At 37.6% G+C, this 21168-nt stretch carries 20 protein-coding genes and 1 tRNA gene; 14 read left to right on the top strand and 7 right to left on the bottom strand.

Annotation, left to right across the window (positions count from 1 at the left end; genetic code table 11):
* Positions 1-451: 451 nt before the first annotated feature.
* Together HMPREF3103_RS07285 and HMPREF3103_RS07280 are read right to left on the bottom strand one after the other, a co-directional pair.
* Positions 452-534: transfer RNA gene (locus HMPREF3103_RS07285), tRNA-Leu, on the bottom strand.
* 36 nt (positions 535-570) lie between these two features.
* Positions 571-1005 carry a SprT family protein gene (locus HMPREF3103_RS07280; protein ID WP_049554672.1) on the bottom strand — a complete coding sequence of 145 codons (435 nt, stop codon included), beginning with the start codon at positions 1003-1005 and terminating at the stop codon, positions 571-573.
* Positions 1006-1126: 121 nt separating this feature from the next.
* Here HMPREF3103_RS07280 and trkA point away from each other — a divergent pair, with 121 nt between their 5' ends.
* From trkA to HMPREF3103_RS07260, 4 genes are all read left to right on the top strand, one after another.
* Complete coding sequence (gene trkA / locus HMPREF3103_RS07275) at positions 1127-2479, top strand: Trk system potassium transporter TrkA (RefSeq protein ID WP_005605159.1); 1353 nt, start codon at positions 1127-1129, stop codon at positions 2477-2479.
* Between the two features lie 10 nt (positions 2480-2489).
* Positions 2490-3953 carry a TrkH family potassium uptake protein gene (locus tag HMPREF3103_RS07270; RefSeq protein ID WP_070438750.1) on the top strand — a complete coding sequence of 488 codons (1464 nt, stop codon included), beginning with the start codon at positions 2490-2492 and terminating at the stop codon, positions 3951-3953.
* Positions 3954-4072: 119 nt separating this feature from the next.
* Positions 4073-5023, top strand: coding sequence for a DUF1002 domain-containing protein (locus tag HMPREF3103_RS07265; protein WP_070438748.1), 951 nt, complete (start codon positions 4073-4075; stop codon positions 5021-5023).
* A gap of 210 nt (positions 5024-5233) precedes the next feature.
* Positions 5234-5560 carry a hypothetical protein gene (locus tag HMPREF3103_RS07260; protein WP_070438745.1) on the top strand — a complete coding sequence of 109 codons (327 nt, stop codon included), beginning with the start codon at positions 5234-5236 and terminating at the stop codon, positions 5558-5560.
* A gap of 74 nt (positions 5561-5634) precedes the next feature.
* Here HMPREF3103_RS07260 and HMPREF3103_RS07255 read toward each other — a convergent pair whose 3' ends face one another.
* The gene (locus tag HMPREF3103_RS07255; protein WP_070438742.1) at positions 5635-6501 is read right to left on the bottom strand and encodes a zinc ribbon domain-containing protein; all 867 of its coding nucleotides are present in this window, start codon (positions 6499-6501) and stop codon (positions 5635-5637) included.
* A gap of 267 nt (positions 6502-6768) precedes the next feature.
* On the bottom strand, positions 6769-7146 hold the full coding sequence (locus tag HMPREF3103_RS07250) for a lactoylglutathione lyase (RefSeq protein ID WP_005605167.1): 378 nt from the start codon (positions 7144-7146) through the stop codon (positions 6769-6771).
* 171 nt (positions 7147-7317) lie between these two features.
* Here HMPREF3103_RS07250 and HMPREF3103_RS07245 point away from each other — a divergent pair, with 171 nt between their 5' ends.
* The 4 genes from HMPREF3103_RS07245 (at position 7318) to pepF (ending at position 12815) form a co-directional block, all read left to right on the top strand.
* The gene (locus HMPREF3103_RS07245; protein ID WP_005605176.1) at positions 7318-8694 is read left to right on the top strand and encodes an aspartate kinase; all 1377 of its coding nucleotides are present in this window, start codon (positions 7318-7320) and stop codon (positions 8692-8694) included.
* 129 nt (positions 8695-8823) lie between these two features.
* Entirely contained in the window at positions 8824-10203 is a 1380-nt protein-coding gene (locus HMPREF3103_RS07240) for a TrkH family potassium uptake protein (RefSeq protein WP_070438739.1), read from the top strand.
* Positions 10204-10218: 15 nt separating this feature from the next.
* Positions 10219-10881, top strand: a complete 663-nt coding sequence (locus HMPREF3103_RS07235) for a potassium channel family protein (protein ID WP_070438736.1) — start codon at positions 10219-10221, stop codon at positions 10879-10881.
* Between the two features lie 131 nt (positions 10882-11012).
* Complete coding sequence (gene pepF, locus HMPREF3103_RS07230; RefSeq protein WP_070438733.1) at positions 11013-12815, top strand: oligoendopeptidase F; 1803 nt, start codon at positions 11013-11015, stop codon at positions 12813-12815.
* Positions 12816-12956: 141 nt separating this feature from the next.
* Here the strand turns inward: pepF and HMPREF3103_RS07225 are convergent, their stop codons facing one another.
* Both HMPREF3103_RS07225 and HMPREF3103_RS07220 read right to left on the bottom strand, forming a co-directional pair.
* Entirely contained in the window at positions 12957-13667 is a 711-nt protein-coding gene (locus HMPREF3103_RS07225) for a DsbA family protein (RefSeq protein ID WP_070438730.1), read from the bottom strand.
* Positions 13668-13758: 91 nt separating this feature from the next.
* Positions 13759-14343 (bottom strand): CYTH domain-containing protein, encoded by a 585-nt coding sequence (locus HMPREF3103_RS07220; RefSeq protein WP_070438727.1) that lies wholly within the window; start codon positions 14341-14343, stop codon positions 13759-13761.
* Positions 14344-14475: 132 nt separating this feature from the next.
* Between HMPREF3103_RS07220 and HMPREF3103_RS07215 the strand changes: the two genes are divergently transcribed.
* Genes HMPREF3103_RS07215 through mgtE form a run of 4 tightly spaced genes read left to right on the top strand, consistent with a single transcriptional unit; the run spans position 14476 to position 18250 of the window.
* Positions 14476-15144, top strand: coding sequence for a GTP diphosphokinase (locus HMPREF3103_RS07215; protein ID WP_005605192.1), 669 nt, complete (start codon positions 14476-14478; stop codon positions 15142-15144).
* 3 nt (positions 15145-15147) lie between these two features.
* Positions 15148-15975, top strand: coding sequence for an NAD kinase (locus tag HMPREF3103_RS07210; RefSeq protein WP_070438724.1), 828 nt, complete (start codon positions 15148-15150; stop codon positions 15973-15975).
* Entirely contained in the window at positions 15972-16865 is an 894-nt protein-coding gene (locus HMPREF3103_RS07205) for an RluA family pseudouridine synthase (protein ID WP_305793937.1), read from the top strand. Before HMPREF3103_RS07210 ends, HMPREF3103_RS07205 begins: the two co-directional genes overlap by 4 nt.
* 17 nt (positions 16866-16882) lie before the next feature.
* Positions 16883-18250: a magnesium transporter gene (gene mgtE, locus HMPREF3103_RS07200; RefSeq protein ID WP_070438721.1), complete on the top strand. Its 1368-nt coding sequence runs from the start codon at positions 16883-16885 to the stop codon at positions 18248-18250.
* Positions 18251-18685: 435 nt separating this feature from the next.
* Here the strand turns inward: mgtE and HMPREF3103_RS07195 are convergent, their stop codons facing one another.
* The gene (locus HMPREF3103_RS07195) at positions 18686-19495 is read right to left on the bottom strand and encodes a Cof-type HAD-IIB family hydrolase (protein WP_070438717.1); all 810 of its coding nucleotides are present in this window, start codon (positions 19493-19495) and stop codon (positions 18686-18688) included.
* Positions 19496-19613: 118 nt separating this feature from the next.
* Here HMPREF3103_RS07195 and HMPREF3103_RS07190 point away from each other — a divergent pair, with 118 nt between their 5' ends.
* Positions 19614-20375 carry a prolyl oligopeptidase family serine peptidase gene (locus HMPREF3103_RS07190; RefSeq protein ID WP_049554657.1) on the top strand — a complete coding sequence of 254 codons (762 nt, stop codon included), beginning with the start codon at positions 19614-19616 and terminating at the stop codon, positions 20373-20375.
* An 11-nt stretch (positions 20376-20386) separates the two neighbouring features.
* Positions 20387-20716, top strand: coding sequence for a metal-sulfur cluster assembly factor (locus HMPREF3103_RS07185; RefSeq protein WP_005605203.1), 330 nt, complete (start codon positions 20387-20389; stop codon positions 20714-20716).
* Positions 20717-21168: the final 452 nt, after the last annotated feature.

The raw sequence follows: 21168 nt of genomic DNA, 5'->3' as shown, positions 1-21168 counted from the left end.
GCGGACTAAACTCGAAAGGCTTGAGCCTATGCTTTTGCGAGCTCAACTACAGCAGGATACGAGGGCGAACGCTCAGGACTGAATCACTGGACTGATATGCCGCAAGGGACTTTGAAAAAAGTCGTGCGGACATATCAGGAAGTGGACGTCAGTCCTGTGAGCCCGAGTTCAACTATACAGGGATGTGAAGGCGAGTGGTCAGCTTTCGACCCTTTACCGAAATTAACGCAAGCGTCCGATAAGGACGTGCGGATAATTGTCGGAAAGGAACGCGAAAGCTACGAGCCTGAACTCAACTACACAGGATGTGAGCAAAAGCGTTCAGCCAATATTCACAGTGTGAATGTTGGGTGACGGTGAGTTTGCCTTCATCACTGCACAAAAATATTTAGATTTACAACCACAAAAACACCCTAGATGGTCATCCATCTAGGGTGTTTCATTTTCTTTATGCGGCCGGCGGGACTTGAACCCGCACAGGTATACACCCACTGCCCCCTCAAGACAGCGCGTCTGCCATTCCGCCACGACCGCAGAACTATTTCAGTTTATCAAATGTTTGTTGGAATTTCAATCTAAAAGGATTAGTTTTCCGTGACATTTTCCGCACACATAGCGTTTTGTATTCATCTTACGCATTCTAGGGTAGCGGTGATGGCACGATGTGCATTCGTAAATGAAGTTCGGATCTCTCATTCGCTCGACAAATCGACTTCCACCTACCTGAGCGAGCAGGCGTTTGAAGTCTTGGTCACGGTGACGATAGCCGCCACCTATTTGATGCAAGTGATAATGGCAGAGTTCATGTTTAATGACGCCAGTCAAAGTTTCTAGCCCCAGTTCTTGTTCGACAAGGGGGTTAATCTCGATATTTCCCGTCTTCAGAAGATAACGACCACCGCTGGAGCGTAGACGATTGTTATAAGTGATTTTGTGCGTGAATTCGCGGTGAAAAGACGTGCGCGAAATCTCCTCGGTTAAGTTTTGTAATTCGTGTTCGTTCATAGTTGCCTCCGACCATAGTGTAACATGCTTTGCACCTTTAGAAAACAAGATAAACTTTGACCTTTCCGCACCAGACGGGTAAAATAGGAGGGTATAAGATTTTCAATCTGGAGGAAACTAAATGAAAATTGTTGTTGTCGGTGGGGGGAAAGTCGGCGAAGTCATTTGCCAAGAACTCTCAACGGAAGAAAATGACATTGTATTGATTGATAAAAATCAAGATTTAATTGATCGACTCTTAAACAAATTCGATATTATGGGAATTTGTGGAAATGGTGCTAGTTACGATATTCTTGTGGAAGCAGGAGTGGAAAACTGTGACATCTTTATTTCCGTAACGGAAATGGACGAAATTAATATTATTGCATCAATTCTTGCGAAAAAAATTGGGGCGGAATATACAGTTGCACGTGTGCGTAATCCTGAGTATTCACAACAATTACAACTCATTCGTGAAAGTTTAGGAATTTCATTACTGATTAACCCTGAGCTTTCTACTGCCCGTGATATCGCGAATAACTTTAATTATCCTTCTGCATTAAGTGTGGAAAATTTTGTTGGAAATCGAGTGAGCTTACTGGAATTGGAAATCAATGAAGGATCACGTCTTGCTGGATTATCTTTAAAAGAAGTGCGTAATCGTTTTGAATCTATTTTAATCTGTGTGATTCATCGTAACGAACAAAGCTTTATTCCGGACGGAGATTCAACACTAGAAGCAGGAGATCATGTGTATATTACTGGAGCTTATCCTGACTTACGTAATTTCTTAAAATTAACAGGACAAGAAACGAAGAGTGTCTCTTCGGCCGTGATTGTTGGTGGTGGTCGTATCACCTATTATTTACTCAATATGTTGAAACAAACTAAAATCGATACGAAAGTGATTGAAGTAAATGAAGAGCGCAGTGAAACTTTAAGCTATGCATTTCCACATACAACAGTAATTCATGCCGACGGAACTGATCACGATGTATTAGAGGAACAACGCATTACAGAATATGATGTGTTTGTATCGATGACAGGGATTGACGAGGAAAACTTAATCCTTTCTGCCTATGCGAAACAACAAGGCGTTCAAAAGATCATTACGAAGATGAGTCGTCCAGCTCTTCTTAAAGTATTTAAAGGTTTTGACAGCCAATCAGTTGTGACTCCAAAACATATCGTGGCTAATGAAATTATTCAATTCGTTCGTTCACGTTCAAATACTCAAGGCTCAAATGTTGAAGCATTATACCGTTTAGCAGATAACCAAGTTGAAGCACTGCAATTCCGTGTTCAAAAGAATAGTGCGATTTGTGGCATTCCATTATCAGAACTCAAAACAAAATCAAATCTCTTGATTGCGTTTATTGTTCGTGGACAACAACTAATCTATCCTGCCGGAAATGATACCATTGAACCATTTGATAAGGTAATCGTCGTGACAACGGAAAAAGACTTTGACGACATTAACGACATTTTGGAATAGAGGTGTCGCAATGAATATAAAAACAGTTCGCTATTTTGTGGGGAAAATGCTTCAAGTTGAAGCAGCACTTTTAGCTTTACCACTAATTGTTAGCTTTATTTATCAGGAGTCACATACTCAAAAACTTGCTTATGCTGGTACGATTTTGATGTTGCTTGTAATTGGCTCTCTCTTAAGCTTTAAAAAACCTGAGCCACTTAAAATTATGGCGCGAGACGGGGTCGTTACCGTTGCGTTGAGTTGGATTTTACTCTCTTTCTTTGGGGGATTACCCTTTGTCTTTACAGGTGAAATTCCAAATGTGGTAGATGCTTTCTTTGAAACAGCAAGTGGATTAACAACAACAGGATCAAGCATTATTCCAGACCTTTCTGTATTAGCGCATTCTTCATTATTTTGGAGAAGTTTCACTCACTTAGTCGGGGGGATGGGGGTACTGGTATTTGCACTTGCGATTTTGCCAAGTCATGGTTCCGAATCCGTGCAATTAATGCGTGCGGAAGTCCCTGGACCTGTGTTTGGGAAACTTGTTTCGAAATTAGCGCATACGGCACAAATCTTATATATGATTTATTTAGCAATGACTGCTGTACTAGTGATTATTCTGGTCGTCTTCCAAGTACCACTCTTTGATGCCTTGCTTCTAGCGTTTGGTACAGCTGGAACAGGTGGTTTCGGGATTAACAATGCTGGATTTAGTATTTACGCCAATCCTGCAGCTGTGGAATGGATTATCGGAGTAGGGATGATGCTCTTTGGAATCAACTTTAACTTGTACTACTTTGTCCTTTTAGGCGCTGTTAAAGATGTGATTAAAGATGAAGAAGTGCGTACGTATGTCGGAATTGTTCTCAGCTTTACGATGATTATTTTTACCGTATTGACGATTACTCAAACGGCTTTAGGAGTTCCGATTCGTAGCGTCTTCTTTACGGTATCATCGATTATTACGACAACCGGATATTCAACGGTCGACTTTGGACTCTGGGGCTTGTTCCCACATGTGCTCCTTCTACTTCTGATGTTTATTGGAGGATGCGCAGGGTCAACAGCCGGAGGGATTAAAGTTTCTCGTGTTATCGTGTACTTCAAGAGTGCGATTGCCGAATTAAAACGTATGGGGCAACCTCGCCGTGTCTTTGTACCAACGATGAATGGAAAACCAATCGACAATAAGATGGAGAAGAGTATTGCCAACTACTTAATCGTGTATGTACTGTTCTTCCTCGTATTGTTACTCTGCGTTTCATTTGAAGCAGGCGATTTTACAACAGCCTTCTCAAGTGTGGCCGCAACCTTTAACAACATCGGGCCAGGGCTTGGTCAAGTTGGGCCTACAAGCAACTTCTCGATGTATTCGGATTTCAATACATTTGTCCTTTCAATTGGGATGATTGCAGGACGTTTGGAAATTTACCCAATCATTATGCTTTTCTCACCAACAACTATGAAGGCATTTACTCGAAGACGTTAACAAATTCTTAAACAAATAGATAAAGAACTTTAAGGAAAGAGCACTCTTTTCTTAAAGTTCTTTTTGTATACTAGAGGTGTAACAAGTAAGTTACGATTTTAAATAAAGGAGGTTCATTCATGAAGAAATGGGTGAAAGGAACCGCAATCGTCCTTGCATTGATGGGATTATCCATGAAAAGTGCATATGCCATTGATACAACGACCATTAATGAAAAATGGGGCAAGCCGACCGTTGTTTATGGCGGAGGATTAAATGAATCACAAATTAAACAGACATCAGAGTTATTAGGAATTAAGGATCCGAATACAGTGAAAACCGAAAAAGCAACTGGACAAGATATGATTAAATATCTTGGAAGTGGAGATGGAAACACTTCTGTTATGATTTCTTCAGTGATGGTTCAAAAGAAAGATAAAGGAACTGGTGTGAAGGTTCGTATTAAGACACCTGAAAATATCACACTGGTGACAGCTGAGCAATATGCCAATGCGGCCATCACTGCTGGGGTAACGGATGCGGAAATTGAAGTCGCAGCAGTATCAAAGGTAACAGGAGAGTCTGCATTAACTGGAGTATATAAGGCGTTTGAAGCGAATGGAGTTCAGCTGGACGCCAAACGTACTGAGGTAGCTCAACAGGAATTAGAAGTGACAAATAAAATCGCGCAAGAGAATGCAAACCAAAAAGGATTCGATTCCTCAAAACTAGATAAAGCGATGATTGAAATCAAAAAAGAACTTGCGGAACTCAAACAAAAGCAAGGACAATTAGCGACCAAAGAAGATATTGAACGCATTATTAATGATGCGCTGAAGAATAATTCATTGCAAAATGTGATTTCTAAAGATCAAATTAATGCATTAGTTGCTTTTGCACAAAACTACCAAAATACAAGTGCGATTGATTCCAAACAAGTATTAGAGCAATTAAATAGCTTGTCAAAATCAGTCGGCGAAAAGATTAACAGCTTAGTCGAACAAGCCAAAAACGAAGGATGGTTGGATAAAATTGCCCAATTTTTCTCTTCCATCTTTGAAAGTATTAAAAATCTATTCAATCAACAATAGGAAAGTCAGATTGAATATATTATAAACAAAAAGCAGTCGTACAAGAACCAACTAAGAACAGCTGTAAGTTCTTAGAATCCCCCTCTTTAGGTTCTTGGAAGGCTGTTTTTTTGTTTTTCTTCCATATCACAATAAGGTCACACAAATTAAAAATAAATTAATGTTATAATTTTTTAAGGAGATAGCTCTTGTAAAAAGGAGGAGAGTGCAATGAAAGAATGGATAAAAAAGTATACCGTGTATATTGTTATTGCCATGATGTATTATTTCATTCCATTATATTTAGTCAAAGATACAGGAAGTGGCATCTTTCTATTATTGATGGTCATCCCTATAATTGTATTCCTTATTTCACTAGTCTTCGCTATAAAGAAAGGGTTTAGATGGTATTTTTCCGTTATCGTTGGATTATTATGGTTTCCGAATGTGTATATTTTAAATGACTCTGCCAGTAGTTATATAATCATCTATGGAGCGATTAGTTTAATTGGACAATTGATAGGAAATCTTCTTAGAAAATATAGAAAGAGTATCTAGTTTCTAATCATGAAAAAGAGTTAAAATCAACAAATAACCCTGACCAGAGATGGTCAGGGTTTTCTGTTTGCATTTTAAAATAAGATTAAAAGTAAGCTGATGGTGATAATTAATTGTACCACTAAACCAATAAGTGATAAGTATACTGGATCGATGGAGGATTCTGTTGCGCTTTTAAAAATAGATGAGGCTAGTGTCACAATATAAAGTAAAATATGCGCAAAGAATACAATTAAGATTCCAACGAAAAACCACACTGGAGAAATAAAAGTCATAACAGTTGCAATGGCTAATAATAGAATTGCTAAGACATTCATTCCTTCATATTGAGTTAACCAGTAGTTAAAGACATGTTGACGTTTTTGGAAAACATGTTTTAGCCCATATGAAATAGTAGGGAATCCAAGGTAGAAGAATAAGTAAAATACCAGGAATCTAACAAACATCCAAATATAATTGGGGGTACTTGTTAAGCTTGGTAAGATTGAAATATCAGCGAATAATTGATACTGGGTAAATAAAGTGTGAATGACATGAGTTGTAATGAATGCAGACATTACAGTCGCTAAAATAATTAACGCGTACCCATAAGTACGACTATATTGACGTTTCCGCGAATATTGATTCGTTGGGTGAAGCAAACGTTCTCCAAAGAAAGTAAAGAATCGTTTGAATTTATTCCACGCACCTGCATATGCAAAACGGTTATTCTTTACTCGGTTTTCTTGTGAACTACGGTTATCTTCTTCTGGAATTTTCGTTTCAACTTTTGTAGTGAATGAAGCAGTAGGTTCATTATTTTCATCTAATAAGTCTGTTTGAACTCCATCATTTGGCTCAATGGCAGTAGGAGCAGAAAGTTCATCTTGAACGGTGCCGCAATAAGGGCAGAGTGTTTCTTTTTCGTCAATCATTTCATGACAGAATGGACATTGTTTCATGAAGTTTCCTCTTTCCGTATGTATTACTAAATTTCATTGCTATTGTATCATAATTTTACTATAAAAAAAGACTAGGAACTCCTAGTCTTAGCGTGGCATCTTTTCAGATGAGTAGGTCGTGTTCACATCACGAACTACAAACAGCTACATCCGGTAGTGTGCCTAAGCACGCCTGTTCCACATAACTCGCAGTCTCTTATGTACTGCGTGTCGCCTCATCGCATAGAATACATTATAGCAGAGGGAGTGTGGAATGTCATGTATGAACTATTTTTCGCGGATAACTTCGATTTTGTATCCATCTAGGTCTTTCACGAAATAGTAGTTTGCTGGATGTCCTGGTAATCCTTTTAATTCTGTAACGTCATAGCCTTTAGCAACGTGTTCAGCGTGAAGAGCTTCTAAGTCTTTAGCACTGATGGCGATATGACCATATCCGTCACCGATTTCGTATGGGCCGTGGCCATAGTTATATGTTAATTCTAATTCATAGTCATCTCCTTCAAAAGCGAGATAAGCGATTGTGAATTTGTGTTCTGGGAAGTCTTTTCTTCTTGTTTCTTTAAAACCAAATGCTTCTTCGTAGAATCGAATGCTTTCTTCTAGATTTTCAACACGGACACAAGTATGCAACATTTTTGACATGGTGTGACCTCCTTTATTTATTTTATTTAAGACTAACAAACTCGAATGATAAATACAAGTTTTCAAGACTGTTTCTATTTCAAAGACAAATGTATATAATTAGTGGAAATTCGTTGCGTTCCGTTCATTAATTTGGTAGTCTAGGTACATTGAAAAATAAGGAAGTGTCATATGAAAGTAATCAAATTTGGTGGGAGCTCTTTAGCAAATGCCACACAATTAAGAAAGGTCTTTAATATTGTAAAATCCGATTCAAGTCGTAAAATTGTAGTGGTTTCAGCACCAGGAAAACGGTCTTCTGATGATGAAAAAGTAACAGATCTTCTTATCCAATTAGCAACTTCTCATATTGAAGGGAATTATGATGAAGAAGTATTAAAGAAAATCTTAGTCCGTTATAAAGAAATCAGCGATGAGTTGGAATTAAAACCAGAAGTGTTTGAACTCGTTCGAATTCATTTTAAAAACTTAAAAGAAAGAAACGATCTATCCTCTGAATATTTAATGGATGCTTATAAAGCAAGTGGGGAAGACTTAAATGCTCGCCTCATCGCGTCCTACTTTAACCAAGAAGGTCTTGCTGCTAAATATGTTGGACCTAGAGAAGCCAAACTATGGGTGAGTGATACTCCAGGGGAAGCTCGCGTTTTGGAAGAAAGCTATCATGAATTAGAGTACTTACAATTAACAAATGAAGTGATTGTTTTCCCAGGATTCTATGGAGTTACAAAAGAAGGAAAAATCGTAACGTTCTCTCGTGGGGGATCAGATATTACTGGGTCAATTTTAGCCAATGCGGTGAACGCTGATGAGTACGAAAACTTCACAGATGTGGATGCGATTTATGTAGCAAGTCCAAAAATTGTTCATAAACCACTCCCTATCGATGTATTATCTTATACAGAAATGCGTGAGTTATCGTACGCTGGTTTTTCAGTATTCCATACAGAAGCACTTCTGCCTTCTATCAAAAAAGGAATCCCAGTGCATGTATGTAATACGAACAATCCTGAAGCAAGTGGAACTTACATTATGAAAGGGAAGGTGACTTCTCCAAATGTTATTTCCGGTATTGCAAGTTCACCAGGTTTCGTAAGTATTTACGTGAAGAAATACTTAATGAACCATGAGATTGGTTTCCTCCGTAAAGTATTGACGATTTTTGAAGAAGAGGGCATATCGATTGAACATATTCCCACAGGCATTGATGATGCGACAATTATCATTCGTGGGGAAGATGCTACTGATGAACAATTAGAGTCTATTGTAGAGCGATTCTATGCTGAATTAGATGTAGACGAAGCAAGCTTTACACGTGGACTTTGCTTGATTATGTTAGTAGGGGAAGGGATGGTCAACATGGTCGGTACTACTGCTCGTGTGGCTTCAACTCTTGCTCGTACTCAAATCAATATTGAATTATATAATCAAGGGGTATCTGAGGTTTCGATGATGTTTGGTATTTTAGACCAATATGAAAAGAAAGCTATCCGCGCGTTGTATGATGAATTTTTCGGTGAAGAAAAAGAATATCAAGTGGTGGAATAATTTTTCCTCTCCATATTATAATGAAACATTAACGGTTGTAATTAATCAATAGGAAGAGTAGAATATCGAATATATTCTGCTCTTTTTATTTTGAGCGCAGTATTTTTGTTTAGAATAGGAGGGACGAAGATGATTCGTTTCTTATTGAAAGATTCCATTCCAAAAAGGATTGCAGCCAGTTTTGCCATTGTGATTTTGGTTGGATCATTACTACTTAATTTGCCGATTTCGCAAATAGCGACCTCACAAGCTACGTATTTTGACCATTTATTTACTACCGTATCGATGGTGTGTGTAACGGGTCTATTTACGCAACCCGTAGCCGAAACGTATAATGTTTTTGGTCAGATTATTTGTATGATTTTGATGCAAATTGGAGGCTTGGGACTAATGAGTATCATAGCTTTTTTCCTCTATGATTCTGGGAAAAAGATGTCCTTAGTGGATAAATTAGCTCTGCAAGATAGTTTGAACCGAGAAGATGGTCAGGATTTCAAAAAATATTTAACAACGATTTTTAAATATACTTTCGTTATTGAATTGATTGCAGCGGTTATTCTATCTTTTCGTTTCGTTCCTGAACTAGGAATCGGAAAGGGAATCTTTACAGCATTTTTCTTAGCCATCTCCGCTTTTTGTAATGCTGGATTTGATAATTTAGGTTCAAATAGTCTGATTAATTATGCAACGGATCCACTATTGAATTTAGTCATTGCAGCTCTTATTATTCTTGGTGGGATTGGTTTTTCTGTTTGGTTTGATTTCAAAAACAGTTATTTATCTATGCGAGAATCTACAAAGAGCAAAAAGAAAAAATCATTCTACCGACGATTGCATTATCATACGAAGATAGTTCTTTGGCTAACTGGGATTATTCTCTTAAGCGGAACGGTTTTAACCATGTTGACGGAATGGAATAATCCAAATACGATAGGTAATCTATCATTTTTAGATAAATTGCTTGTCAGCTTCTTCCAAACAGTAACGATGAGAACGGCAGGCTTTGCTTCGATTGATTACACAACAGCGCATCCAACTAGCATTCTTTTATATTCTATTCAAATGCTGATTGGAGGTTCTCCTGGAGGGACTGCTGGTGGAGTGAAGACGACAACTTTCTTAGTAGTTCTTTTGTTTATTCGCTCAGAAGTATATGACGAGCGTATGATTCAATTTAGAAATCATCGTATTTCGCAAGAATTGGCGAGAAAAGCTTTAACGATTTTTATCGTATTTACTACATTAATTCTAACGAGTGTATTCTTACTCAGCTTAACGGATCCAGATGTGCCGTTACTATATACTTTGTTTGAAACGATATCAGCGGTATGTACAGTAGGAGTAACAGCGAATTTAACACCAACCTTATCTTTCCTTGGAAAAATTGTGATTATGTTGTTGATGTTTATTGGTCGTATTGGACCGTTGACAGTGCTATTAAGTTTTTCAAATCGAAAGAAGAAAGCACTCGAGATGAAGTATGCCAAAGCGCCATTATTAATTGGATAGAAAGTAGGGATTGTAATGAGAAAGACAGTTGGGATTTTAGGACTAGGTGTGTTTGGGATGACCATTGCTAAACAACTAAGTGACTATGATTGCGACATTATTGCTGTGGACCGTGATGAAACAAACGTCAACCGTATTGAGCCACTTGTCACAAAGGCCGTGATTGCCGATGTGACAGACGAAGAAGTGTTGAAAGAAATCGGAATCGGTGACTGCGACACGGTGGTGGTAGCCACAGGGTCTAGTTTAGAAGCGAGTATTCTAGCCGTGATGCATTGTACGAAACTGGGTGTTCCAGAAATCATCGCTAAAGCAAAGGGCCGTACAACAACAGAAATCTTGACGAAGATGGGTGCGCAACGTGTCGTAAATCCAGAAAAGGAAACAGGAATTCGTCTCGTAAAGAACATTCTTCACCATAAAATAGCTGAGGTGATTTCTCTTGATGGCAATATCTCGCTTGTGGAATTTTATCCGCCAAAATCATGGGTTGGAAAACAACTAAGAGATTTAGACTTACGTAAAGATTATGATTTGAACTTAATTGGATATCGTGAAGGAAAGGATGAATCGTTGAATACAAAAGTGTTCGCAGATTTTCTCATTCGTGAGGATGTCATTCTTGTAGCGATTATCGGAACGGATAGTTTAGACAAAGCCACTTTCCTTGAAGACTAATTAATGAGATCAGGTGAATCAAAAGCGATTCATTTGGTCTCTTTTTGTGTAAAATTTGGCTTAAAACCTTTAAAAAGAATCCATTTCATAGTACACTAGGACTATCAACCTTTTAGAAAGTAGGGATTATAATGGCCAATAAAAAACCATTAAGACGTGAAGAAGTTCCAGTAGAATTAACATGGGACCTTTCCGCAATTTATGAATCAAACGAAGGATTTGAAAAAGATTTAGAATTTGTAAAATCACAAATTCCAGCAGTAGCTGCTGCAAAAGATACAGCACTAAAAGACGGTGCTTCTTTATTAGCATTCTTAAATCTTTTAAACGTAGTGGATGATAAGATTGAAACAGCTTATGTTTACTCACATTTAAAAGCAGACCAAGATACTTCAAATAACGAAAATCAAGTCTTAAATCAACGTGCGTTCTCTACATATATTGATTTTTCAGGCGCTTCTGCATGGTTTAGTCCAGCAATCTTAGCATTATCCGATGAAGAGTTCGAAGGATATTTCAAACAAGAACCAGGATTAGAAGACTTCCGTGTATTATTAGAAACAGCGCGTATTAAAAAAGGTCACGTGCTTTCAGATAAAGAAGAAGCTTTATTATCAAAAGCCAGTGAAGTGTTCCAAGGTGCAAGCAAAACGTTCAATTTATTAAATAACGCTGACATCAAGTTTGACGAAATCACAACTGAAGATGGCGAAAAAGTTGAATTGACAAACGGAAACTACTCAGTATATATCGAATCTAAAAATCAAGCTGTTCGTAAGGAAGCATTCGAAACATTATACAAACCATACATCAACTTGAAAAATACATTTGCAAGCACACTTGGTACAGAAGTGAAAGGTCACAACTTCAGCGCTCTAGTGCATAATTATGACTCAGCACGCCAAGCAGCACTTGCTTCAAACCAAGTTCCGGAAGAAGTGTACGATGCTTTAGTAGAAGTGGTAAACGAAAAATTACCATTACTACACCGTTATATCGCATTACAACAAAAAGCATTAGGCTTAGATGAATTGCATATGTATGACTTATACGTACCAATTACTGGAGACGCTCCAATTAAATATAATTACGAAGAAGCAGCAAAAGCAAGTCGTGAAGCCTTACTACCACTTGGAGAAGAATATGCTGAAATCATGAAAAAAGCTTATGCTGATCGTTGGATCGACGTTGCTGAAAACATCGGTAAACGTAGTGGTGGATACTCAAGTGGGGCATACTCAACAGCACCATACATCTTGTTGAACTGGCATGATGAATTATCAAACTTCTTCACATTAGTTCACGAGTTAGGACATAGTGCCCACAGCTACTTCACTCGTAATACACAACCAAAACAATACGGAGATTACTCAATCTTCTTAGCAGAAATTGCTTCTACAACAAACGAAAACATCTTAACAGATTACTTGTTGAAGAAACATACAGATAAAGAAGCGCAAAAATATATCTTAAACAACTATTTACACCGCTTCAAATCAACCATTTTCCGTCAAACACAATTTGCGGAATTTGAACATCAAATCCACTTAATGGATCAACAAGGTCAACCATTAACGCAAGAATCTCTTGCAAAAGTCTATGGAGAAATCAACGCTAAATACTATGCGAATGTCATCCAAGATGAACAAATTGCATACGAATGGGCACGTATTCCTCATTTCTACATGAATTACTATGTATTCCAATATGCAACTGGTATGGCTGCAGCAACTGCTTTATCAGATAAGATTTTACATGGGACTCCTGAAGATTTAGAAGCTTACTTAAATTACTTACGTGCAGGACGTAGTGATGCTCCGATCGAAGTCATGAAGAAAGCTGGAGTAGATATGACGAAGAAAAATTACTTATATGATGCATTTGATGTATTTGAAAAACGTCTATCTCAATTAGAAGCTTTAATGAGTGAATAATCTCAAAAATTAATTGGTTCTAAAACAAAAAAAGGTTCGTAAGAAATTTTCTTACGAACTTTTTTTGTTTTAAAAGAAATAATGGGAAGCTAATAATTTTTTATAAAAAAAGCCCAACTAAAAACTCTAGTTGGGAGATAATTAATAGCGATTTAAATTCATATTGACCACTTTATCAAATTTTTGAGGTTCATTTGTATGTGTTCCTACTAATTTTTTTGTAGAGTGATACCCTGGTAAAGGCTCACCATTACAAATTTCAGCAATGGTCTCAGCTGTAATGCTACTAGCTAAAAGTAATCCATAAGGTTGATTAGAGTTATCAAAAATAACAAGGGAAGGAGTATGTGTAACATTCATCTCTTGCGCAATTTGAAGATCTCGATCATAGGCTTTTTTTACAGCGGAGCTAGATTTATCCTCGTAAAACATCTTTTTATCAATTTCGATTTTATTTAATATTTCTTCTAACAAGTCATCATTGTATTCGCGTTTATGTTGATGAATTTGTTGTTGTAATTCAATCAAAAATTGATGTCCAAGGCGTTTTCCTTGTAGGAGTGCAGCTTTATATGAGAGGGCTGCATCATAAATTTTCATGTATATATCATTTCGTAAATCTAAATCCGTTACAGGTAATTTTTGGTTTTTCATATATTGATTAACGGTCTGTAAATTATGAAATGTTAAAAAGTGATAATGCACTTTAAATTCAGAATTACGTACAAATTTTAGTAATTCATTTTCACAGCGATAACAGTATGTTCCCAAGGGATTCACGAATAAAAACAATTCGAAAATCTTTTCGTGTGAAGTGTTTTTTGATAGATTTTTTGTTTCGTAGGTACTCAAAATCCGACACCTCTGTTCCTCTAACTTTATTTTTGTAATTTTATTGTAACATAGTTCCTAAAAAATTCAGAATAAAATGCGGTTCCCTTGCTTAGGAGGAGAGACTTGAAAGGGCTCGTTTAATTTTACTTTCTGCTTGTTCTCGTTGAATTTGATACTTTTGAAGAATCTTCAAAAAGACTTCTTCCCCTAATGAGAGATTCTGAACTTCCATCTCCATTTCATAGTCCACTTTCCCGTTATAGTAACTTTCATCTAGAACAAGCCATTCGTTGTTAGATAAGGGACCTTCAAATCGATGAGTGGTTAATAGAGCAGTTTGTTCGACCTTTTCGATAAAGACTCCATTACTTTCTAAAGTCTCTTTAATGGATAAAGGAAGCGTAAATTGCTTTTGTTCATTGTATTGGTGAAGTATTTCAACAGGCAATTCATGAGTGAATTCCAATACTTCTAGACTAGATTGAGGGATTTTCAAAGTGATTTCTCCAATGGTTTTTCCCTCAACAATTCGAATACGGAGTGCCATTTTATGAGATTGGAGGATTCCATCCCAATCATAATAACTATTGGTTTGGGTGATTTCTTTAGATAAGAGGGGCTTAAAATCCTCTAGAAGCGAATGATATTGGCTCTTGGTCAGTAAATTTTTAAATTCTCTTTCTACTTGTAACAAACTTTTCCCTCCTTCAGCATTCTATTGTATCTCAAAATGAGGGAGAATTGAAAAAAATCGCATTAATTAGTCAAGCTTTTACATAAAATATGGTATGATAGAGAACGGAAATGAAAAAAAGTAGGTGGAAATATGGAAAAGTTGGAAACGCCGCTTGTTGAAGATTGGGAAGCCTTTCTAGCTCCGTATTATCAAGCAATTGAAGAATTAAAAATTAAATTAAAAGGAATACGTCGTCAGTATCGTCAAGAAGGCAGACATGCTCCGATTGAATTTATCACAGGTCGTGTGAAGACGCCAGAGAGTATTCTAGAAAAGATGCAAGTTCGTAATATTCCTAGAGAAGAATTCCTAGAAGGCGTACAAGATATTGCTGGACTTCGTATTATGTGTCAATTCGTTGATGATATTTATGAAGTTGTTCGTCTAATTCGTCAAAGAAACGACTTTGAAATCGTGATTGAACGAGATTATATTCAAAATAAAAAGGCAAGTGGATATCGCTCTTACCACCTTGTGTTGGAGTATCCTGTTCAACGAATTGAAGGGGAAACGAAGATCTTAGTGGAAATTCAAATTCGTACATTAGCAATGAATTTTTGGGCGACGATTGAACACTCTTTAAACTATAAATATAAAGGAGAATTCCCTGAAGCGATTCATGAACGATTAGAACGTGCAGCGGAAGCAGCCTTTTTACTCGATGAGGAAATGTCTGAAATCAGAGAGGAAATTCAGGAAGCGCAATATATTTTTGCAATTTGTAAGGAAAATCAAAGAAAAAGAAAGAAACGGAGGTAGGTCATGAAAGTCGGTTTATATGGAAATCAATCAGAAAAAACGAAAGAAGTCATGAATGCCTTTAACCATCTTTGCCAACAAGGAGAATTTACTAGAGATGATGAACATCCAGATATTGTGATTACAGTTGGTGGAGACGGAACTCTTTTAGGAGCTTTCCATCATTATCGTAATCAATTAGATCAAATCCGCTTTGTCGGGATTCATACTGGGCACCTCGGATTTTATACGGATTGGCGAAATTATGAAGTGGATGAATTAATCGAGTCATTAAAAAAGGATAAAGGGGAGCGTGTCAGCTATCCTTTACTAGATGTGACTGTTAAGCTAAAAAATGGTGAAACAGCACATTATTCAGCTTTAAATGAGGCAACTTTACGCAAAGTAAACGGTACGTTATTCTGCCAAGTTTTTATTAATGGTGATTTGTTTGAAAACTTCCGTGGAGATGGTCTTTGCGTTGCGACACCAACTGGTTCAACAGGACTTAGCAAGTCTCTTGGTGGAGCGGTCGTGCATCCACGTGCTGAAGTGATGCAAATGGCAGAAATGGCCTCTATTAATAATCGAGTTTATCGTACACTCAGCTCACCAATGATTTTCGCCAAAGATAATGTATTGACCCTTCGTCCTGAAAGTGAAGAAGGAATGGTGATGGCGATTGATCATTTAACGTATGATGGGAATGAGATAGAAGAGATTCAATTAAAAATTAGCAAGGAGCGTATTTCATTTGCAGCTTACCGCCATACTCCATTCTGGGACCGAGTAGAAGATGCATTTATTGGTTCTCGTGAAGTAAATTGTAATGGAAGTGAGGAAGTCCGTTGATTTTAACGTGGAATTACCCATACGAGTATCCGATGATGATGCGTTCTTTTCTGCAAGAAGTGGGCATTTCAAGAACGTTTTTAGCACATGTCAAATCGCACGGAGAATTACTCGTCAATGGCCGTCATGAGATTGTTTTGAAAACACTCCAACCTGGAGATGTCCTCACGATGGTGATACCACCTTCTGGAGAGCATGAAACGGTCATTCCAAGCGAAGTTCCGATTGATATTTTGTATGAAGATGAGTATTTACTCATTATCAATAAGCCTGTTGGGACTGCTTCGATTCCATCAAAGTTACATCCGGATCACTCGATGGCTAATCGTGTGAAAGGATACTATAAAAGGCGTGGCTATGCTGACCAAATTACTCATGTGGTTACTCGCCTTGACCGCGATACAACAGGAGTGATGATGTTTGCTAAACACCGTGTTGTACATGCGTGGATGGATCAGGCATTACGAGAAAAAACGATTCAAAAGAAATATTTGGCATTAGTACATGACACTTCAACTCTAGAAGAGCATGGATTTATCGATGCTCCTATTGGACGAAATGAGGGGTCCATTATTAATCGTTGTGTATCAGAAGATGGGAAACCATCTTTAACCGAATATTGGAAGAAAGACACACTAGATGGAGCAGAACTTGTTGAGATTTTATTACACACTGGGCGTACGCATCAGATTCGTGTTCATTTCTCGTGGCTTGGGGCTCCACTTGTGGGGGATGATTTATATGGTGGGCTTAAAGACGAACTTTTAGACCGACAAGCTTTGCATTGTCACTCACTCACTTTTATTCATCCGATGACGAAAAAAGAACTGATAATAGAAGCTCCACTTCCTAAAGATATGAGTCAGTGGGTTGAAGCGCATAAGAAGTAAAGAGAGGAGAATCACCATTGAGCGAAATCGTTTATGAATTTGAAGATATTTTAGAACAAATTCAACATACTTTAGCAACAGAAGATAAGCAGCAATTCAGAGAAATCTTCTTTGAAAACCACACTTACGACCAGGCACAAATTTATTTGAGTTTAACCTTGGAAGAGAGAAAGCTGGCTTACCAATACTTAACGCCCGAAGAAATGGCAATGGTGTTCGAACTTTTAGAAGAAGACGTAGAAGATGTGGAAGAGTACTTAAATGAAATGGACGAAGCCTATGCCTCACGAATGCTCGCGGAAATGTATTCCGATAATGCAGTAGACGTGTTGAAGCAAGTGGGGGAAGAAAATGTCCGCACATACTTACGCTTGATGCCACATAAAACGGCAAGTGAACTTCGTCAATTATTGAATTACGAAGATGAAACAGCAGGGGCGATGATGACGACGGAATTTATCGCCGTGCGTGAATCAGATACATTAAAGACAGCGATGGCAACTGTTAAACGTTTTGCTGAAGACGCTGAAACCATCTATTATGTGTATGTGACTGACGATGAAAATCATTTAACAGGGATTCTTACATTGAAAGACTTAATCGTGAAACCAGACGAAAAGCTCGTCAAGGATATCATGATTGACCGTGTCGTAACCGTACACGTCAATGATGCGCAAGAAGAAGTAGCACAAACGATTAAAGACTACGACTTCCTTGCAATTCCAGTCGTTGACGATACGAATACATTAGTAGGGATTATTACAGTCGATGATGCGTTGGATGTTATCGAAGAAGAAGCAACCAGCGACTATTCAGGTCTTGCTGGGGTAAACGTTGATGAAGCTCACCAAGGCGTGTGGGCAGGAATTGTCAACCGACTGCCAGGAATTATGACCCTTCTCATCATGGGAACCGTTACGGCATTCCTTTTCAGACATTATGAGCCACTGATTCAACAAGCAAGTATCTTTGCCATCTTCATCACCTTAATTACTGGTACTGCCGGAAATACGGGGACACAATCACTTGCGGTTGCGATTCGTAAGATTGGGCTTCATGAGGAAGAGCAGTCTTTTTGGAAAGTCCTCGTGCAAGAAGGGACGACAGGTCTAGGAATCGGATTGATTTCTGGGGTAGTTGTGTTTGGAATTGTGAGTCTATGGCAAGGGAATATTGTACTTGGTGGCATTATCGGTTTTGCGATGTTTGCTTCGATTTTCGTTGCTGCATTAACAGGGACTTGTATTCCGTTCTTATTAGATAAATTTAACTTTGATCCTTCAATTGCCAGTGGACCATTCATTACCACTGTTAACGATTTAACAACTGTATTTGTTTATTTCACGATTGTAAGTCAATTTATCTCGGTGTATTTAGTAAAATAGAAGATGATATAGCATATAAACAATATCGTTTATATGCTATAATTTCATTCTGAAATTAAATAGGCTGACTACCTATCTCTGGCGTGGAAAGTTAGAATATGTAACTGAAAAAAAGAGAATCCTATGTATTCGAAAGCTTTATCAGATGAAATCATTCATCTTTTTACATGAATGAATAAAATTAAATTTTTTAGAAATATTGCTCCCAAATTAACATCTTCTGAAACAAATGTAAGAAAAAAGGATATCCCTGGGGATATCCTTTTGTTTTGTTGAAGTTCCGTTAAAGGATAGGTAGTAGTTGATCTCGAAAAAGCAGAAGTTCAAGCATCTCGAGTTTAGTCCGCGTAGTCTTTCAGATCGCTTATGGCTAAACTATGAATCTTTAGCTAATATTCTCACTGCCAATGTTAGCTAGACTACTTTTCTCACATCCTATAATTTAAAGTAATCTTGCAAATACTTCGCTAATCCATTTTGGTCATTGGTGAATGGAGTAATGGCATTAGCCACATTTTTCAATTCATCAATACCATTTTTCATCGCAACTCCGTGCCCTGCGTATTGAATCATTTCCATATCATTGTCCTCATCACCAAAGGCAAGAATGTCCTTTTGATGAATATCATAATAACGAGAAAGATGTTCAACGGCTTTTGCTTTATGGATTCCGCTTGTAATGACTTCTAGACAAGGGTAACTGCCTCCCCAAGTTCTTACTTCAATGCCGTTATTGTAACGATGTAAAATTTTCTTCTTGATTTCAGATTGTAATTCTAAGTCAGAGAATAACGCTACCGCTGTAGGCTTTTCTTTTAATTTAGTTGTTGGATGAATCAATAATGGTTTCTGATCTTTTGGATAATATGGACAATCGGGCAGCTCTGTAATATTTGAATACATCAATTCAGTTCCTTCAACCATCAAATAATCCACTGGTAAAGTCTTGTTAAAAGCAACTAAGTCTAAAACAAGTTCAGTATCCAATGTGATATGATAGCGTCCATCCCATTCTGGCTTGCTTGGAATATGACAGAGAGCACCATTGAAATTCACAATAGGACCTCCAAGATTCAATTGGTTGTATATTTCTTTTGAGCTACGATAAGGACGACCGGTAACGATAGCAACTTTATGACCTAGTTTTTGAACAGCATGAAGTGTGTCAATCGTTTCTTGTGTGAGTTCAGAATTTGCATTTAAAGTAGTCCCATCTAAATCGATGGCAATTAATTTTTGGTTCATAAATACTCCTTTCTAATAAAGTTATGTAAATTGGAAACTTGAGGTTAAAGTTTCATTTTAGTACAATATCTGTATAAGTGTACCATATTTTCAATAAAATAAGAAGAAAGAGGAAATTATGATTCAAATTGATTATCGTGAAGTAAAGGGAATCCCTTATGCAGAAGTCGTAGATACAGCTTTAAAAGACCAAGTACTTCCTATTGTTGTGTTCTATCATGGTTGGACCGGTAGTAAAGACCGTGTTGTAACCATTGGAGTTGAACTCGCTAAGCGTGGCATTCGTGCGATTTTACCAGACCAACTGTTACATGGAGACAGAGGTGTGCGTCTAATTGGAGGAGAAATCTGGGAGATTGTTGCAAACAATATTAAAGAACTTCCTGTTTTAAAAGAAGAGATGAGACAGCGTGGACTCTTAAATGAAGAGAAGTTTGGGGTATCTGGTTTAAGCATGGGTGGTATTACGACATACGCATTGTTCAATCACTATCCAGAGATTACAGCCGCAGCCAGTTTGATGGGAAGTGCGGATCCTGCTCGTTTTGCTAAATGGACGATTTCTTCCATTTGGATGACAGGAACAACAAAGGAACAATGTGATGCATTAGAAGCGGAAATTGAGAAGAATAAAGCATTTTTAGATGCAATGGCTCTTGCAAAACGCCCGGAACGTATTAACGGACGTCCATTATTCTTATGGCATGGGACAGCAGATGATAAAGTGCCTTATGAATTAAATAAAGAATTTTATGATAGTATTAAGAAGGAACCATACGCTACAAAGGTAGAATGGCATGAGACACAAGGTGAAGGTCACCGAGTACCTCATCAAGTGTTTGAAGCAGTAGCGGATTTCTTCCAAAAAGTATTTCAATAGGAGAGTAGCAAATGACAGAAGAGAATAAAACTGCAGCAGAAGCAATGCAAGAAAAGATCTTAGAAGCGTTAGAAACAGTCATTGATCCCGAGTTAGGAATTGATATTGTAAACTTAGGATTGATTTACGGAGTGGACTTAAATGAGGAAGGTCATTGTAAAGTGGATATGACCCTTACAACAATGGGTTGTCCGCTAGCAGATATTATTACAGATGAAATTCATCGCGCATTAGCTGAGATTGAAGAAGTGAAGACAATAGATGTGAAACTTGTTTGGTATCCGGCATGGACTCCTGAACGGATGTCACGATACGCAAGAATTGCGTTAGGTATTAGATAAGACAAAATCCCCACAGATGTGGGGATTTTTTTGTGCAATAAAATAAATTCTGTCAGATAAATACGTATGGTGAAATTATCATATATGATAATTTTCATGGTGCATTCAAGGGTATGTGCTTTGACTTGAATGCAGGGTGGTTATTGAGTTTCGAGTTTATGTTTAATACCGCATATATTTTATATTGTATTGTCTTATAAATTAATCATTCGATATCATTTCCAATGCCCACACCCAAATCCTTCACACTGTGAAGGATTTTGCACGACTTTTTCAAAGTCCTTTGCGTCGTTCGGGTCCAACGTTCCATTTCTGAGCGCTCTTCACAGTGGTTTATTGACTTTCTTTTCATCACTCGTGATTCAAGAAAGTCTAATAAACTGTGCGGGCGAAAGACGACGAAGCAAAAAGAGCTCACACTTGATATGTACCCAGAATCCTGGACACATTTT

Origin of the sequence: Granulicatella sp. HMSC30F09, from assembly GCF_001806915.1 — a bacterium.
GTDB classification, from domain to species: Bacteria; Bacillota; Bacilli; order Lactobacillales; family Aerococcaceae; genus Granulicatella; species Granulicatella adiacens.
Note: the sequence above shows the minus strand (reverse complement) of the source record. Positions and strands in the feature narration are given on the sequence as shown.